Origin of the sequence: Siminovitchia acidinfaciens, assembly GCF_003605385.1 — a bacterium.
Lineage (GTDB): Bacteria > Bacillota > Bacilli > Bacillales > Bacillaceae_C > Siminovitchia > Siminovitchia acidinfaciens.
Genome location: NZ_QYTV02000002.1, coordinates 346,756 through 363,866, shown reverse-complemented (window position 1 = coordinate 363,866; position 17,111 = coordinate 346,756). Strand labels below are relative to the sequence as shown.

Annotated in this window: 15 protein-coding genes; 12 read left to right on the top strand and 3 right to left on the bottom strand. The window is 41.1% G+C overall.

Going from position 1 to position 17,111, the window contains the following annotated elements:
* The first annotated feature begins 308 nt into the window (after positions 1-308).
* The 7 genes from D4T97_RS05970 to D4T97_RS05940 all read left to right on the top strand — a co-directional run bounded on the left by D4T97_RS05970 (position 309) and on the right by D4T97_RS05940 (position 8,653).
* Positions 309-1,064 (top strand): sulfotransferase, encoded by a 756-nt coding sequence (locus D4T97_RS05970; RefSeq protein ID WP_126048698.1) that lies wholly within the window; start codon positions 309-311, stop codon positions 1,062-1,064.
* Positions 1,065-1,118: 54 nt separating this feature from the next.
* On the top strand, positions 1,119-2,897 hold the full coding sequence (locus tag D4T97_RS05965) for an SLC13 family permease (RefSeq protein WP_126048696.1): 1,779 nt from the start codon (positions 1,119-1,121) through the stop codon (positions 2,895-2,897).
* A gap of 17 nt (positions 2,898-2,914) precedes the next feature.
* Entirely contained in the window at positions 2,915-3,523 is a 609-nt protein-coding gene (cysC, locus tag D4T97_RS05960) for an adenylyl-sulfate kinase (RefSeq protein WP_126048694.1), read from the top strand.
* Positions 3,524-3,899: 376 nt separating this feature from the next.
* Positions 3,900-5,024, top strand: coding sequence for a glycosyltransferase family 4 protein (locus tag D4T97_RS05955; RefSeq protein WP_164525484.1), 1,125 nt, complete (start codon positions 3,900-3,902; stop codon positions 5,022-5,024).
* Positions 5,025-5,402: 378 nt separating this feature from the next.
* Positions 5,403-6,425 carry a phosphotransferase gene (locus D4T97_RS05950; RefSeq protein WP_126048690.1) on the top strand — a complete coding sequence of 341 codons (1,023 nt, stop codon included), beginning with the start codon at positions 5,403-5,405 and terminating at the stop codon, positions 6,423-6,425.
* A gap of 59 nt (positions 6,426-6,484) precedes the next feature.
* Entirely contained in the window at positions 6,485-7,522 is a 1,038-nt protein-coding gene (locus D4T97_RS05945; RefSeq protein ID WP_126048688.1) for a phosphotransferase, read from the top strand.
* 180 nt (positions 7,523-7,702) lie between these two features.
* On the top strand, positions 7,703-8,653 hold the full coding sequence (locus tag D4T97_RS05940; RefSeq protein WP_126048686.1) for a glycosyltransferase: 951 nt from the start codon (positions 7,703-7,705) through the stop codon (positions 8,651-8,653).
* A 239-nt stretch (positions 8,654-8,892) separates the two neighbouring features.
* Here D4T97_RS05940 and D4T97_RS05935 read toward each other — a convergent pair whose 3' ends face one another.
* Positions 8,893-9,657: an NRDE family protein gene (locus D4T97_RS05935; protein WP_126048685.1), complete on the bottom strand. Its 765-nt coding sequence runs from the start codon at positions 9,655-9,657 to the stop codon at positions 8,893-8,895.
* A 15-nt stretch (positions 9,658-9,672) separates the two neighbouring features.
* Positions 9,673-11,043: an MFS transporter gene (locus D4T97_RS05930; RefSeq protein ID WP_164525483.1), complete on the bottom strand. Its 1,371-nt coding sequence runs from the start codon at positions 11,041-11,043 to the stop codon at positions 9,673-9,675.
* 129 nt (positions 11,044-11,172) lie between these two features.
* On the opposite strand from D4T97_RS05930, the gene D4T97_RS05925 reads away from it, so the two are divergent.
* The gene (locus D4T97_RS05925; RefSeq protein ID WP_126048681.1) at positions 11,173-11,718 is read left to right on the top strand and encodes a hypothetical protein; all 546 of its coding nucleotides are present in this window, start codon (positions 11,173-11,175) and stop codon (positions 11,716-11,718) included.
* Positions 11,715-12,776, top strand: coding sequence for a PQQ-dependent sugar dehydrogenase (locus tag D4T97_RS05920; RefSeq protein ID WP_126048679.1), 1,062 nt, complete (start codon positions 11,715-11,717; stop codon positions 12,774-12,776). The genes D4T97_RS05925 and D4T97_RS05920 overlap by 4 nt, the downstream gene beginning before the upstream one ends.
* A gap of 170 nt (positions 12,777-12,946) precedes the next feature.
* On the opposite strand, the gene rnhC is transcribed toward D4T97_RS05920, so the two are convergent.
* On the bottom strand, positions 12,947-13,885 hold the full coding sequence (rnhC, locus tag D4T97_RS05915) for a ribonuclease HIII (protein ID WP_126049174.1): 939 nt from the start codon (positions 13,883-13,885) through the stop codon (positions 12,947-12,949).
* Between the two features lie 134 nt (positions 13,886-14,019).
* Here rnhC and zapA point away from each other — a divergent pair, with 134 nt between their 5' ends.
* The 3 genes from zapA (at position 14,020) to polX (ending at position 17,087) form a co-directional block, all read left to right on the top strand.
* Positions 14,020-14,286, top strand: a complete 267-nt coding sequence (gene zapA / locus D4T97_RS05910; RefSeq protein ID WP_408021592.1) for a cell division protein ZapA — start codon at positions 14,020-14,022, stop codon at positions 14,284-14,286.
* A 7-nt stretch (positions 14,287-14,293) separates the two neighbouring features.
* Positions 14,294-14,836 (top strand): CvpA family protein, encoded by a 543-nt coding sequence (locus D4T97_RS05905; protein ID WP_126048675.1) that lies wholly within the window; start codon positions 14,294-14,296, stop codon positions 14,834-14,836.
* A 529-nt stretch (positions 14,837-15,365) separates the two neighbouring features.
* The gene (polX, locus tag D4T97_RS05900; protein ID WP_126048673.1) at positions 15,366-17,087 is read left to right on the top strand and encodes a DNA polymerase/3'-5' exonuclease PolX; all 1,722 of its coding nucleotides are present in this window, start codon (positions 15,366-15,368) and stop codon (positions 17,085-17,087) included.
* The last annotated feature ends 24 nt before the right edge of the window (positions 17,088-17,111 follow it).

The window sequence follows — 17,111 nt, the reverse complement described above, 5'->3', positions numbered from 1 at the left end:
CTTTGCTATCGTTCGACATGATGATGATACCCATACGTCTCACAAAAAGAATGAAGAATTAATCAAGCTAGCAAGGATTATTGCCTATACAGATGATTTAAGTAGATACATTGACAACTATGAATGACTACGTATATAAAAACAACGGAAACATCTAGCACAGTAATTTATCTAGATGATATATAAAATGAGTGGCCTGTCTTATCAAAAAACTATGAGAACGTCTATACAATACTAGTTATCTTTACTGGTCGGGCCTTGATTTCCTTTCATATGATATAACAATAAATTGAAAGGAGAGATACCAATTGGATATAGTCATTTCAGCGGCCACCCAACGTTCTGGATCCACCATGCTGCAAAGGATTTTTAATGCAAGGGAGAAAACATTAATATGGGGCGAGAATGGCGGATGTTTAACAGATTTTTGCCGCATCTACAATAATGCTAATCATTTTGCCGGGTTAAAGCACCGAAGTGCTTATTTTAACAACGGGGGAGACGCAAATAAGTGGATTGCTGGTATGACTCCACCGAAAAATGAAGTAGCCGACGCAATGGTCAAAACGGTAAGGGCCTTCCATGAAAATTTATACGTGAAGAATTACAGCAAACAACATGATTTCATTGGTTATAAAGAGGTAAGATACGGAAAAAAAGAGTTGCGGTTACTGCGCCAGTGCTATCCCAATTGTACCGTGATCCTTCTTGTCAGGAATCCGATCGATGTATGGAGTAGCCTATCCGCAAAAGGTTGGAAGGAATTATACAGTTCACTTGAGGAATTTACAAAGCTTTGGAATCAGCATGTGGAAACCTATTTTGAACTTTCCAAGACTGATTCGAACATGTATCTAGTAAAATATGAGGACATTACCTCACTAGACAAAGAGACTATCAATCTTATTAAGCAAATCGGCCATTTGGAGGAACAGGATATACAAAAGGTGTTGGCCAAAAGAATCAATAGTTCCAGTACATCGCTGTCGAAGGTTATAAAACAGTTTATCATAGACCAGTGCAGTCCCCTTATGACAAAAATGGGTTACGTTGATGATGTATGAAAGAGGATTTGTTTCCCCTGAATTGCTAAAGCATGAGGTGAAAGAGGTGATCTTATGGCCCTTCCGGGACTAATTACCGTTACAATCGTTATGTTTATGTTTATCTTATTGGCGGTTGGATGGTTTGAATCCGATCTAGTTGTATTCGCAGCCCTGGTGAGTTTAATGCTTTTTGGTATTTTGACACCAAACGAGGCGTTAAGTGGTTTCTCAAATGAGGGAATTTTGACAATAGCAGCTTTGTTTGTATTGGTTTCAGCAGTTCAGAATAGTAAATTAGTCAGGAATCTACCCAAACTAATTTTTGGTAAGATAAATACACCCCCAAAAGCCGTTTTTAGAATGATGCTCTCGATTGCTACACTTTCTTCTGTTTTAAATAACACTCCGGTTGTAGCTATGTTCACCCCAATTATAAAGAGATGGGCACAGGACAACCGATTCGCCCCTTCGAAGTTTTTATTACCCCTATCCTATGCGGCCATATTTGGAGGAATGTGTACCCTCATCGGGACATCAACTAATTTAGTTGTAAGTACATTTCTAAAAAACCAAGGATATCAGGGCTTTTCTATGTTTGAGCTTGCCTATATTGGTGTTCCCTCAACCATTGTCGGTGTTTTGTACATGACATTTATCGGACAGAAAATTCTTCCTTCTCGTAATCCTGAACAGGATCTTGAACAGGGAGAAAGCGGTAAGTATCTGGTGGAAATGAAAGTTGAATCCGCGTGTCCGCTTATTGGCAAAACCATTAAACAGGCGCAGTTACGTAATTTAAAGGGCTTGTATTTAATTGCCGTTATTCGAAAAGGTAGAAAAATTTTCCCCGTTTCCAGTGACGAAGTGTTACAATCCGATGATCATCTGATTTTTACCGGAGTAGTATCCATGATTTTTGAATTAGAAAAAATCCCAGGGCTGACGTTAGAGTTAGGATCTGAGGTCGACCTTGAGCATTTTCGAGGTTCTGATATCCACCTGTCTGAGGTTGTAATATCAAAGAATTCGATGTTGAGTCATCGTACACTGAAGGAAAGTCAATTTCGACAACGATACAATGCGGTCATTATCGCTGTGTTTCGGAATGGGCGAAGAATGGAAGAAAAAATCGGTACGATTGTGCTAAAACCGGGAGATGTGTTATTTACTTTGTCAGCTTATGATTTTTTAATCAAAAATCAAGGATCCAGCAAAGACTTTTATTTCACCTCGCACGTTTCGCAGAACAACGACAATGATTTTAAGTCGCACTTGTCCTTGGGAATCTTCCTTTGCATGATTGTCTCCGTTACAATTGGCATTCTTCCGATTGTCACAGCTTCATTTGTTTCGGTCGCAGTGTTGTTATTTTTAAAGTGCATGACGCCTCGCGAAGCCAGGCGATCGATCGAATGGAATCTTTTGATTTTAATTGGCTCTTCATTTGGTATTGCCCACGCTTTGAATAAAACAGGAGCAGCTGGTTATATCGCTGAAGCCATCACAAGAGAAGCCACACCATTTGGACCCGTGGCGGTTTTAGCAGCTGTTTATTTACTAACGATGCTTTTTACAGAAATTATTACAAACAATGCAGCAGCGGCTCTTGTTTTTCCAATTGCTTTTTCCATTTCACAACAAATGTCGTTGAATCCTGAGCCGTTTGCGATCGCCATTGCAATGGCTGCATCTGCCAGCTTTTCAACACCAATTGGCTATCAGACGAATCTTATTGTGTATGGCCCCGGCGGTTACAAATTCAGTGATTATTTAAAGGTTGGCATCCCTTTAAATCTATTGTTTATGATTGTATCGATTATATTAATCCCACAATTTTGGCCATTACAATAATAAGGTGGTGTATACAGATGACGGATAACATTTATTGGCATGAGTCCTCCATCACGAAAAAGGACCGACAAATCTTACATGGCCATAAAAGTTGCATTTTGTGGTTTACAGGGCTTTCCGGTTCGGGAAAATCGACGATTGCTAATGTGGTGGAACAGCAATTGCATCAACGAGGCATATCGACCTATTTATTGGATGGTGACAATGTGCGCCACGGGTTAAATGCGGACCTTGGCTTCTCGCCGGAGGATCGCAGTGAAAACATTCGTCGGATTGGTGAAACAGCTAAGTTATTCGTGGACAGCGGTACGGTCGTTTTAGCCACCTTTGTTTCTCCTTACCGTGTTGATCGCCAAACAGTGAGAAATCTCGTACAACCGAATGAATTTGTTGAAATCTATGTACAATGTTCCTCGAAAGCGTGTGAGAGTCGCGATCCAAAGGGGCTTTATAAAAAAGCACGCCGAAAAGAGATAAAAGAATTTACCGGTATTTCGGCACCGTATGAGGAACCGGAACACCCGGAGATCACCGTGGATTCAGAACATTTTACCGTACAGGAATGTGCCGAACAAATCCTGAAATATTTGAGTGGTGAAAATATTATTGGGATTACCTTCTCATAATTGCATTTAGTTCTAAACTAAAAGAACAGGAAAACCTGACCAAGGAAGAGTTTCGGATCAAAAAACAAAAATATAAATTCATGGGGCAAAGAATCTAAATATAAGGCAACCGGATGATGAGAAGTTCGGTTGTCAAATTATTGAGTAACAGATTTTGTGTTAAGTGGAAAGAAAATGTTTGACGAACGTAATGCAATAAACCTCTTTAATAATCAAGGAGGTATTTTTATATATTATAGAATATGTTTGAAATATAGGAGGTACCTAGGCTCCCTCTAGTTATAAAAATCATTTTCTTCCTAATTTCCTAGGGTAGGTATCTCATAAATTCTCATTGCCTTATCCTATATTACCGTGATCGAAAGGAATGAACGCTATGACCGATAGTAATCTAGAAGTGAACATTGCAAGTTATTATGGCGCAACAGATGGCTCTGTTTCTCGTGTTAAAATGGATCCTTTGGGCATGGTCAAGCTTTCGGAATTGATACCCAAATGGAGAATGAATCCACGGAAGCATTTGGGAACCTTAAATGGTAGCCTGACATCCGGTTCTTCTGATAGAAAAGTATTCGTGTTCAAAGGATACGGAGACAATGGAGCGGCTTATTTAATCTATCAAATCGGGCGCATATGTCACTATCAATTTGGAAGTCCGCTTTTTATTGTTGAACATAAAAAAAAGATTCCCAGGATGCCCCAATTGACACACCCTCGGTTCGATTATCCATTTGAATTTAGAGATATTACAATCGGTGAAATGAAGAAAATGATGAAACCAAATGATTTATTCATTTGTAATCCGGCTTATTCTAATAAATGGTTTGGCCCGAACTTGCCGATGAAGAAACTTATGTATCTTCAAGGAATGAATACTTATCCGGTATTAGACATTTTTTTTGACCATTATGTAAGTGTATCTCATTTCGTCCAACAACATGTCAAAAATGTTTTTAACACTCCATCATCTGTGATCTCGCCTTTCATTAACCAGTCTGTTTTTAGGAATAAGACACCATGGAATGAACGAAGCAATGACATACTGATTCTCGGTTACAAAGGTTATGCAGAGCCGGTGTTTCAATATCTCCACGAATATTACAAGGAGAAGTACCCTTCATCCAACATTGGATACAGAATGGTGAAGGATGTCACTCAAAAAGAATTGGCTGATTTATTAAATCAACACAAATATTATTTAACACTGAATCCCTCCGAAGGATTTGGATTGCCTCCTTTGGAAGCTATGGCTTGTGGGTGTGCTGTAATAGGGTTCGACTCAATGGGGGGGAGAGATTATTTTCAACATGGAAAAAATGCTTATATTGTAAAATATGGCGACTTTGAACAATTGGCTGAATATTTGCGAAAAATAGTGCTGGATCCTAATATTGGAGAGGATATAGCCAAGAAAGCAGTTGAAACAGCCAGTCAATTCTCATACAACCGTTTTGAAACCGAATGGACCAAATATTTGTCGGAACATATTTATAAAACATGATCCCTTTATCAATAGTGATTGTGCAGCTGTCTTAGTTAGGTGTCCATCAGGGATTCCAACAAAAGATATCTTAATAAAAATTGCATAAGCCTGATTTTATATCGAATGGGACAATATCCATTTCCATATTAAAATATCTGTATATGCTATATAAGCGAGCAAAACAGGAACACATTATCCTATCTTTCACAAAAATCCCGGGTTTTCTGGGCTTCCCTGATTCATCATAAACATTGTAAATCCACTTTAGATCTCGTTGAGAGTAAGCTGCGATTTTTGGAGACATATTAATTTTTATATAAAATAAAAGATTGGTTGTTTCTTAAGGATATATCTAATCTGACTTATGATCATTAGCAACGGAAAGAAGGGAAAACAATGATCGTTTGGAAGAGTAAAATTATTGAAAATTGGGGCAAATGGTCATTGGCCAACAAAATACCGATTAAGCCCACAAGACCATTGAAAGAAGAAGATATCGGCAGCATAAAAGAAGGCAGTACCCGAAGCGTTTGGATGATCGATGTGCCTACGTCTAGCGGAACTTTTCCAGTCATTTTAAAACTTTATAATGGCAGCAAAACCTTCCTAAAATATTATGAGTGGAATGTGTATAAAAATTTAAAAGATACCCGGGTCAGTGAATTTATGCCTTACTTTTATGACATACAGATTGACGCAGAAAATCTCGAAGTATGGATATTTACGGAATATTTGAATGTATTTGGAGAAAAGCCAAAGTTTAAGCCTGCTGATCTATATAACATTACGTCATCATTGGCACGACTCCATGCGAAAACCTTTGAACATCAGCCAGTCGCAGAGCTCATTCGCCGTACAGTCCCTGAATTTCAGACAGAAAGGAGAAACGAACGCCTAGAAAACATTAAAGGGTATTTGCAACAAGCTAAGGAAGACGATTTCCTGAAAAAAGTCATTGAGCAATATTGTCCTGAAATTTATGAGCTAGTCGAACGAGATCTTGATTTTCCAGAGGTGATTCAATCTGGTAAGTGTCTGACACACGGGGATCTTCATTTAGGTAATATTTGTTATGACGGTCAAACAATAAAATTTATTGATTTTGGGGTAGCGACTTTTTCACCTTGCTGGTTAGATGTGGTGAAACTGGTGGAAACCATTCTTGATAATCGTTTTGAAGAGAAGGAAAGGGAGATTCGAGACAAGTGCATTAGGATTTATCTTGATCAGATGCAACAAAGAGGCATTTCATTTTCTGAGGATCCCAACCGTTTATATCGAATGGCTTATTTGATGAGAGTGTTGGAAAAAGAACTCAGACGTAATCTTCAGGCAACATTGAGAGGAAAAAGACCTTTTGTTTCCCAGCTCGTACTAAAGAAAATTTCACTGTTTAGTAATGAACTGCATCTCATTTGAATACAGTAATGAACATATAATCCGAAAGACCTGGTGTTGAAAGGATGCATGATTGAAAAGTGGCCATAACAGAGAAACAAATTATTGAAAATTGGAACCAATGGGGACTGGTAAACAAAATACCCATTAAGTTTAAGGGATCGTTAAGAAAAAGGCATATGACTGTTATTAAAGATACAGAAACACGAAGCGTTTGGAGAATTGACGTTCCTTTATCGGATGGATCCTTTCCGGTTATTTTGAAAATTTACAAAGAAAGTGCTTTTAACTCGAAGCAAATTGAATCGCTCTTATATAAAAATCTCAAGGATACCGAGATTAACGAATTCATCCCTGTTATTTATGATATACGAATCATCAGTGCAGTAAATGAGACGTGGATCTTTATGGAGAATCTAAAAGTAATGAATAAAAAACAAGACTTTAGTCCGGAGGATCTGTATAAGATTGTTTCCAGAGTAGCACAATTTCACGCGAAAACCTTTGAGAATCAACCAGTCGCAAATCTTATTACCAGCATAGTTCCGGGATTTCAAACTGAACGGAGAAGTCAACACCTGGAATCCCTGAAAACGCATCTGCAGCAAGCAAGAAAAGATTCATTTTTACAGCCATTGATTAATCAGTACTGTCCTCATCTATTTGAACTTGCCGAACTGGATCTTGATTTTCCCGAGGTAATTCAATCGGGGATGTGTCTGGTACATGGGGATCTCCATTTAGGCAATATTTGCTATGATGAAAAGAATAAAAACCGTATCAAATTCATAGACATTTCAGCGGCAACCTTTTCTCCTTGCTGGCTGGACGTTGTAAAAACCGTTGAATTCACTATAGATAATCGTCCCGAATGGGCAGATATATCACATAAGATTAGAAGGAAATCCATCCGGATCTACACTAGAGAAATGAACCAAAGAGGCATTTCATTTACAGAGGATCCCGGCCGTCTGTACCGATTGGCCTATTTAATGACGGTGTTTGAAAAAGAACTACGGCGCCACCTTATGTTTATATTACAAGGGGAAACACGTTTGATTTTTCCGCAAATCTTGAAAAAAATTTCACTTTTTAGTGAGGAAGTCGATCTAATTTAAAAATATAACAAGAACGAACAACAAACGTACTATGCACTTAGCACGCACTTTAAACCAATATGACTATTGGCCATGTTGAAATATAGTATATCTGAAATTGTTATGATCAGATTTTCAGATTAAAAATGGGGAGAGAGTTGCATTTGCATGAAAGGGGTATCTTGACTATGGAGGAAACTGATGAGTGATTCTAAAAGGAACGTTTATGTGTTCAATGGATATGGAGACAGGGGAGGAGCCTTTTTAAACTTTCAACTTGGGCGGATTTGTCACAAAAAATTTGGAAGCCCTCTTTTTATGGTCCGCAATCTAAGAAAAAAAAGGTCGCTTAATGAAACTCATCCCCGCTTTGACTATTCTTTTGAGTTTCCCGAAGTCCACCTCGATAAGATGAAAGAAATGGTGAAGCCGGATGACTTATTTATCTGCAATCCGACTCATTCGACAAAATGGTTTGGTTTAGAACTACCAATGAAAAAACTCATGTATATGCAAGGGATTAATACTTATCCTGTACTGGATATTTTTTATGATCATTACGTGTCTGTATCCCATTTCGTCCAACAGCACATTGAGAAAATATACAACATTAAACCACAGATTATTTCTCCGTTCATTAATCATTCTATTTTTCAAAATAAAACGCCCTGGAAACAACGAAGTAATGACCTTTTGATTCTAGGTTACAAAGGCTACGCGAGGCCGGTTTTTCAATACCTTCAACAATATTACAAGGAGAAGTATCCCACATCCTATATTCAGTTCAAGATAGTGGATGGTGTATCTCAAAAAGAGCTATCCGATCTATTCAATCAACATAAATATTATCTGACCTTAAATCCATGTGAAGGATTTGGATTGCCTCCTTTGGAAGCTATGGCTTGTGGGTGTGCTGTAGTAGGATTTGACTCAATGGGGGGGAGAGACTACCTTTATCACGAAAAAAATGCTTATATCGTTGATTATGGAGATTTTGAACAATTGGCAGAATACCTTCGAATAATTGAATTAGATCCCGATATAGGAGAGAGTTTGGTTAAGGAAGCTATCGGGACAGCCAGCCATTTCTCATATAGCCGTTTCGAAACCGAGTGGACAAAATACCTGGAAAAACATGTTTATAATGATTGATTTTGTATGCTGAAGGTAAGTCCCCGTTCAAAAAACGCATGTTAATAAACTGCACCTCCTAAAATGGATACGATGAACGTATCCATTTTAGGAGGTGCTTTTCTTATGCCACAACAGAAATTAACGATTGTTCCCGTTACACTACACCCAGCCAGGTCGTAGTCTGTCCCATCAGGTGGTGGCTTATTTTTATAATTCGGCGTAGGCTTATGGCTGAAAACATCGATCAGCAGCTTATTTTAACTTCCCTCCAGCTGAAATGTAAATTCCTTTTCATAACCTTCAGCTTGCGGAAAGGTCCTCTCGATAAAATGGACATTGCGCCCTTTGTCAATCGTCAAAACAGTTGAACAGCGTGTCCCATAGTCAGGACTTTCGATAAAAATGGAAGATAATGTTTTTTCCAAATCTAATGGAATCCCTGTTTGCGGCAATAATTCTTCTGGGGCAGGGTCGCTGTCGGCAAGTATTTTAAAAAGGCACTCAGGATCCAGGTCATGGTCCAGCAATTGCTTCAATTGCTGTTTGCCTTTTTCGACTTTTGGCCATGGTGTATCCAATAGTTCGTTGCTCAATCCATAAATTCCGGGACTCAATTTTTTGATTTGATCTTCAATGTTAGAGTAATACATGAGGTTGTCCTCATCTGCAACAAATAAATTGAACCCTTTGTAAGCTGACTTTTCCTGTTGCAGCTTTGTTAAAAACTCGAGCGGTGTTTCTGTTCCTGCCAAAAAGCTACGGACGATATGCCCCCTGGATTGTTTGTCCTTCTTTTCAAACTCCGCTGGGTTCCGATAATTGGTGAGAGCGGCAAACCTGCCGGTTCGCGTAACACCCATCCATGTCCCCATCTGTTCCAAATCCCTTCCTGCCAGAATACAAAGTTCGTCCTTCCAAAAGTGTGCCGCCTCTGTAGGGCGTTTGTAAAATTCATCACGGTTCGCCGCAGTAATGAGGCCATATTTAGGATGGCAGCGATAAGCAAGAAAAATAATGCACATAATATCTCCTCAATCTTAAAGTTTCATCCATGCCCCCCTCAGTTTATTCCGACCTGGGAGTCTGATGGAAAGCAAGAAAACCAAAAGACAAAACGCCAAGCAAATCATTGCAACGTTATGCAAATGATGGATGTCCAAATGGCGGTTAAATGCGAGGCCTAATAGGCTGGACGATAAAATTGAACCCAAGTAGCGGCTTGTTTGAAACAGGCCTGAAGCCGACCCAGTATCTTCCGGTTTGACATGTTCGTAGAGGGCTGTCTGCATAGAAATGTTGCTGAAACCGTTGCTCATTCCAAGTACAGCCATGATGACCAGCAGCCACAGAAGAGACGAAGTCTCATTCAGTGTCAGCAGAAGCGCTGTTCCTGTAAATAGAATCACAGACCCTGTGATGAGCGCGGGCTTAGGTCCATGCCGGTCAATCAGCCTGCCGGCAAACGGCGATACAATAACTCCAAATCCAGCCAGGGCCAGCATGATCAACCCGGTATCACCTGGGCTGTATTTTTTAACTTGCTGTAAATAAGTCGGAAAACCGAAGAAGTAGCAATAATACACAAGGTTTATAGTGATAAACTGCACGTATATCAGGGTGACATTGGGGTTCCTTTTTAATCCCCGAACATCAATGAAAGGTTCACCCTGGTTTTTTTCATAGAAATAAAAGCTGACGGACGAAACGAGAAAGACAAGGAGTGCCCACCAATGAATTTGTGAATCCAGCGACAGAAGAAACAGGATCAGCCCAATCACCGCAATGATAAATAGGGTGATTCCAAAAAAGTCGATGCGTTTCAGTTCGAATTTTCCCTCGCCTTTTTCCGGTAATATAAAAATGGCCATGAAAAATGATACGATGATAAATGGAAAGTTTACGATGAAAATGGACGGCCAATCCCATGAATCAATTAATAGTCCTCCAATGGACGGCCCAAAAGCAGCGGAAGTTGAAGCAAATATCGATAGCGTTGCCAGTGCCTTTGCCTGTCCTTTTGTGATGCTCGTTCGAACTATGCTCATTCCGCTTGGAAATAAGGTTGAACTGCCAATCGCCTGAAGTGCACGGCATCCCAGCAGGAAAGGGAAGTTTGGTGATAAGGGTGCCAGCATGGAAGCGGCGGCTACAGTAATGAGCCCGGCCAAAAACATTCTTTTTGGACCAAACATATCACTTAATTTTCCCATCACAGGTTGCCCGGCTGCACTTGCCAAATAAAACACCGAAATCAGCCAGGAAGCGTCGGCAAAGGTAAGTTCGAATTCCTGCTGCATCCTTGTCAATGCAACTGAAATCATGGATGAATTCAATGGGTTCAACAATGTGCCAAGTCCGATTGTCACAACAAGAACCCATGGTTTATGTATCTTTTTTCTACTCGCCATCATGATCACCTGACTATTTTTATGCGTAGCGTGTTAAAATGTAAGCTGTATCAAAATGCTAACGATTAATATTGGGATAGTCAATTGATTGGGCTTTTCTCTTAAAAAAGCTTTATAGGAGGCCGACATATGAAAAAGAATCGACTGCCGGTTTATGTGTTTATATTTTTAATCGCTGTTACAGCGTTTTCGATGTATGGCCGAACGGAGATAAAAGAATTCCCTGAGGGAAAGACTGTTAGCTACCTGCAAAGCATGCAAGCGAGTATTACAGATATCTTAAATAAGGTTCCCGTTAAGCAAATAGAGGAAGAGCAGGTGCTATCACAAGACCAATCAGCCATTCTCGTTGAAAAAAGCGAGCGGATACTTTCCAGTTTTACAGAATTAAACTCAATTGCTGCCACTTATCTAAGTACGGATGACTCAGAATCCAAGACACAGTCATCCCTGGAAAACATTTATTTCTCATTCAGTCGATTAGAAGGGAAAAAAGGCAGTGAACTAAAGTTAACAGATAGGCAAGTTGATTATATTACCGATGTATATCAGTTTTTAGCTGATGTGCGTAAAATAGATGTCTTTGATATAGGGCTGGATGAATCGTTGCACGAAATGGAGAAGGTCAGCGAACAGTATCCCGGCCTTGAACGTCGGATGGAGGGGACTGAATGAAAAAGGTTTTGTTGATTTTCATCATATTGTTATTATCGTCCTGTTCACAATCCAAACAGCAAGAACCTCAGGACAAAGAGGAAGACCATCCTACATCAGGAAGAGTTACAGATGTCCGTTTGGCTGAACGGCTTCAGACTCCATGGTCTATTACCAAAAAAGGCTCAAAGTTTTATATAAGCGAACGAAATGGAACAATTGCTTTGGTGGATATAAAATCAGGGAAAGTGAAACGGGAGCAAGTTGCCCTGAATAAGCCTCTTCACACAGAAGGAGAGGGCGGTTTGCTTGGACTTGAACTGTTATCGGATACAAATGTTGAGGCATTGGCATACCATACATATCTGGAGAACGGAGAGGTATTGAACCGCCTTGTTCACCTGAACAAAGAGCAGGACCAATGGTCCGAAACAGCTGTTTTATTGGAAGGGATCCCTGGCGCAGGTATCCATAACGGGGGCCGAGTAAAAATAGGGCCTGACCACATGATTTATGTTACAACGGGAGATGCTGCAAACCCTGATCTTTCACAGGATAGGAACAGCCTTGCCGGAAAGATTTTAAGAATGGAACTGGATGGTTCAGTTCCGGAAGATAATCCCTTTGCAGATTCACCAGTCTATTCATATGGCCACCGCAATCCGCAAGGCCTGGCTTGGGATGACACAGGACAATTATATGCCACCGAGCATGGCCAAAGCGCCCACGATGAAATCAATAAAATTGAGCCGGGGAAAAATTACGGATGGCCAGTCATCCAGGGCGACGAAAAAAGGGATGGAATGGAGACTCCGCTATATCATACAAACGGCAACACATGGGCGCCTAGCGGAACCGCTTTTTACAATGGAAGCCTGTATATTTCCACTCTTCGCGGCGAGGCAGTAAGGATTTTTGAAATCGAGAACAAGGTGGCAGATATATTCGAACAAGGAACTGGGCGTGTACGGGATGTACTCATTGAAAAAGGCACACTATATTATATTACGAATAATACAGATGGAAGAGGCGTACCGGCATCATACGACGACCAATTGATTGGAATAAGTTTGGAATAGGGATGTCTATAAACCCACTAAGGAAAAGCAGGTAGAAACGATTGATGTGTTCCATCTGCTTTTTGTTGTGCATCAAATTGGTCACGGTTAAGGTGTATCATGGAAAAAGCGATTACCGGCAAATAAGGCAGGAAATCAGAGAGCTGTTCCCTCAGAACACGGTCTTCCCACTATACTCTTGCAATTTTCTTCGCTTTTCCTGTGTTGGCAAAATGAAGTTTAGTGAACTCATTCAATGCCGGTACGCCTCTCTCTTTTATCAATCTGGCTGCAGCCTGATCAACCTTCGCACCGGCCCCTTTTGGAATGGTGAATCCCGCTTTTTTGCTTAATTGATCAAAAGCACGGACAAAAGCGTAACGGGCGAGGATGGAGGCAGCAGCAACCGCCAGGTGAATACTTTCCGCCTTTGTGCTGAAGTAGATTTTTTCCCGCTGAATCTGTTTTTGTCCCTGCAAGTGCTTGTAATAGATGGGCGCTTGGGCAAATTGGTCGACCAGTATGGCATCCGGTTTCTCGGGTGAAATTTTTTCAAGTAAGTTATTATGTGCCTGGTTGTGGAGAATGGCTGTCATTTTCCCTTGGGTCATCCCTGAAGCCTGCAATTGGTTATATTTCGGATTATCTAGTTTTAATAAACTGTAAGGTAAAAAGGTTAGCAAATCCTTGGCGATGTTGATGATTTGGGAGTCCGTCAGATGTTTTGAGTCTTTTACTCCCAGCTCCCTAAGCAAGGGAATTTGCTCGCTTTTTACATAAGCGGCAACAACTGTAAGCGGCCCAAAATAGTCGCCTTTGCCAACCTCGTCCGAACCGATGACCGACAAGGTCGATATGTTATCGGGCAGTGGCATTCCCGATGTTTTTCCCGTAGCTGTGGCAGAAGCTTTTGGTTTCTTTTCCGCAGGTGATCCCCATTTACTTGCCTCTTCTTCATTGCTGTTTCCTTGGAACATGACTTTCCCTGATTTATAGGCTGTGATTACGCAGCCGTCTTTCCTTGCAAAAAAAACACTACCCGGAGGGCTTTTCTCGGATAAAAACGCCTGGTAATGTTCCTTCATCTTTTTAATTTCATCAAGTGTTGTTTGAATGACGGTATTGGCCATTAGCTTGTAACCTCCCTGACTTTCCTGATAAATGATTCCCATCTTTTTTCATTCATGATATGATATATGGAGAATTTTTAACTACTGTTGGTAGTTTAATATATTTTTGAAGCTTTTTATGAAGAAATGGGGGCATGACTTTGTCGTCAAGTGAAAAGACCCGCACTCCAGTAACAATCTATGGGCAACATTATATCATTACGGGGACGGAGACGTCAGCGCATATGAGGCTCGTTGCAGAGTTTGTTGATGAAAAAATGCGGGAAATCCGCTCGGTGAACCCCAGTCTTGATACAGGCAAGCTGGCCGTACTGACGGCTGTCAATGCTGTCCATGAGCAAATTAAACTTCAAGAGCGCCTGGAGCATCTGGAACAAGAGCTTTCGCGTTTAAAGGACTGAAAAACGAATGTTGAGTTTAGCTTTACTGATCTTAATGATCATTGGTTTCTTTGTTGGTTTACGAAGGGGATTCATCCTTCAGCTGATCCACATGATCGGCTTTATCATTTCATTTATTGTTGCTTACATGTATTACGATGAGTTGGCACCTAAACTGCGTCTCTGGATTCCATATCCGGACTTTGACCCGGGCAAGACCTTACAGATGGTCCTTGACGGGGTGGGAATGGATGAGGCTTTTTACCGCGCCATCGCATTTGTCATTATCTTTTTCGCGGTTCGTATCGTGTTGGGCATCATTGGATCGGCACTTGATTTTGTCGCAAGCCTTCCAATCTTAAAAACATTGAATGTGTGGGCCGGCGGAATTCTTGGTTTTTTGGAAACTTATCTGATGCTTTTTATTCTGCTGTATATTGCAGCATTATTGCCGATTCCGGCAATTCAAGAAGCCATTAATGGTTCATTTCTTGCCAAAGGAATGATCAACTATACGCCTTTTCTATCCGCTGAATTGAAAAAATGGTGGATCGATTATATTCAAAGCTGACTTCTCTTTACGAAAGAGAAGTTTTTCTTTTATGTAAAGAATAAATAAAAGAAAAAAAGTTTTATATTCAAACTTTGATATGATAGGTCTAGCTCCGACGGCGCCACAGGACGTGGCTCTTTTAAGTCGGCGACGTGCAGGACGCACTAGTGCCACCGAAGCGACATGAATGCTTCGGCAGCGTTACATCGCACGAAGAAAAATCGTCAGCTTTTTCGAGGATGTCGCGTTCTTAGGCGGCCCAAGCGCTATCGGCTAGAGGTCACAAGTTGCAAGGAAGCTTTTCAGGGTGAATGTGCGTTTATCCGAGGAAGCCTTATTCAGCTCGTCGCAAAGCTGCATGATGGAAATTCAAAGGGGTTTCTCTAGATGTAATTAAGTAGTCGCTTTGCTGTGGTGGCTGAAGAGCTCCCGCATCAAAATTCGCCCTGTGCTTGTCGCCTAAGGCTGCGCGCCTTGCGCTTTTATTATATTGCCTGTATTTGTTAAAATGAGAGGCAGGAGAATAGAGAACGGTTGGTGACTTGTAATGAACATAAATAAAAAGGATGTCATTCGTTTACTGGAAAAAATCGCGGTCTATATGGAACTGAAAGGAGAAAATCCTTTTAAGACGGCGGCCTTCAGAAAAGCGGCTGCGGCACTGGAAGCTGATGACCGGAGTTTATCGGAAATTACAGAGTTTACGAAAATTCCGTCCATCGGAAAGGGAACCGCTGCAGTTATCGAGGAATTTATTGAGGATGGTGTTTCTTCGGTCTTACAGGAGCTTCAGGAAACAGTGCCGAAAGGATTGATTCCACTCCTGCAGATTCCTGGACTTGGAGGCAAAAGCATTGCCAGATTATATAAGGAACTTGATGTGGTGGATGTAGAATCTTTGAAAGCGGCATGCGAGGCCGGCAAGATTAGAACAATCAAAGGCTTCGGTAAAAAGACGGAAGAGAATATCATGGAGGCACTCGCTTCCATGGGCAAACAGCCCGATCGGCTGCCTATTTCCTACATGATCCCGATTGCAGAGATGATTGAATCGTCTTTGAAAGAGATAAAGGAGATTGCAAGATTTTCAAGGGCGGGCAGCCTCAGAAGAGTGAGGGAAACAATCAAGGATCTTGATTTCATTGTTGCAACCGACCATCCGCAAGACGTGAAGGAGCAATTGCTAGGTCTTGAAGGATTCGGTGAAGCGACAGCCAGCGGCGATACGAAAGTGACTCTGCTTGTTGATGGGGGTCAGTACCGTATTTCTGTAGACTTCCGGATTGTTGCTCCGCACGAATTTGCAACAGCGCTCCATCATTTTACCGGGTCCGCCGATCACAATGTCCGCATGCGTCAGCTTGCAAAAGCAAGAGGGGAAAAAATCAGTGAATACGGTGTAGAAAACATCGAAACGGGCGAAGTAATAACCTTTAAAACAGAACCTGACTTTTTCAATCACTTTAATTTGCCGTTTATTCCTCCGGAAATCAGAGAGAGCGGTAAAGAGGTAGATGAATTTGACGGCAGCCATAAACTTATTCAATTAGAAGATATTAAAGGCGACCTCCATATGCATACAACCTGGTCTGACGGTGCTTTTTCCATAGAGGAAATGGTGGAGGCATGCCGGAAAAAGGGATATGAATATATCGCCATCACGGACCATTCCCAATTTTTGAGGGTGGCCAATGGACTGACGGTCGACCGGATCAAAAAACAAAATGAAGAAATCAAGGAATTAAACGAAAAATATGATGATATCTTAATTTTATCAGGCATAGAAATGGATATTCTGCCGGACGGCAGTCTGGACTACGATGACGACCTGCTGGCTGAACTTGACCTCGTTATTGCATCTATCCACTCAAGCTTTTCTCAGCCGAGGGAAAAAATTATGGAGCGTTTGAAAAATGCTCTTGAAAATCCCCATGTGGATATTATCGCTCACCCGACGGGCAGGCTAATCGGCAGGCGCAGCGGTTATGATGTGGATATGGGGCAGCTGATTGAGTTGGCCAAAACAACAGATACAGCTTTGGAGCTGAATGCTAATCCAGCAAGGCTGGACTTGGCTGCCGAACATTTAAGGCATGCCCAAGAAATGGGTGTTAAGTTAGTCATTAATACAGATGCCCATAACATTGGAAATTTAGAATTCATGAGTCTTGGCGCATCTTTTGCCAGAAGGGGATGGATTCAAAGCGCATCCGTTATCAATACATGGAAGCCGGATGAGTTGCTCACCTTTTTAAAACGCAATGATTAGGCATGTTGGAAAGGGGACTTAAAG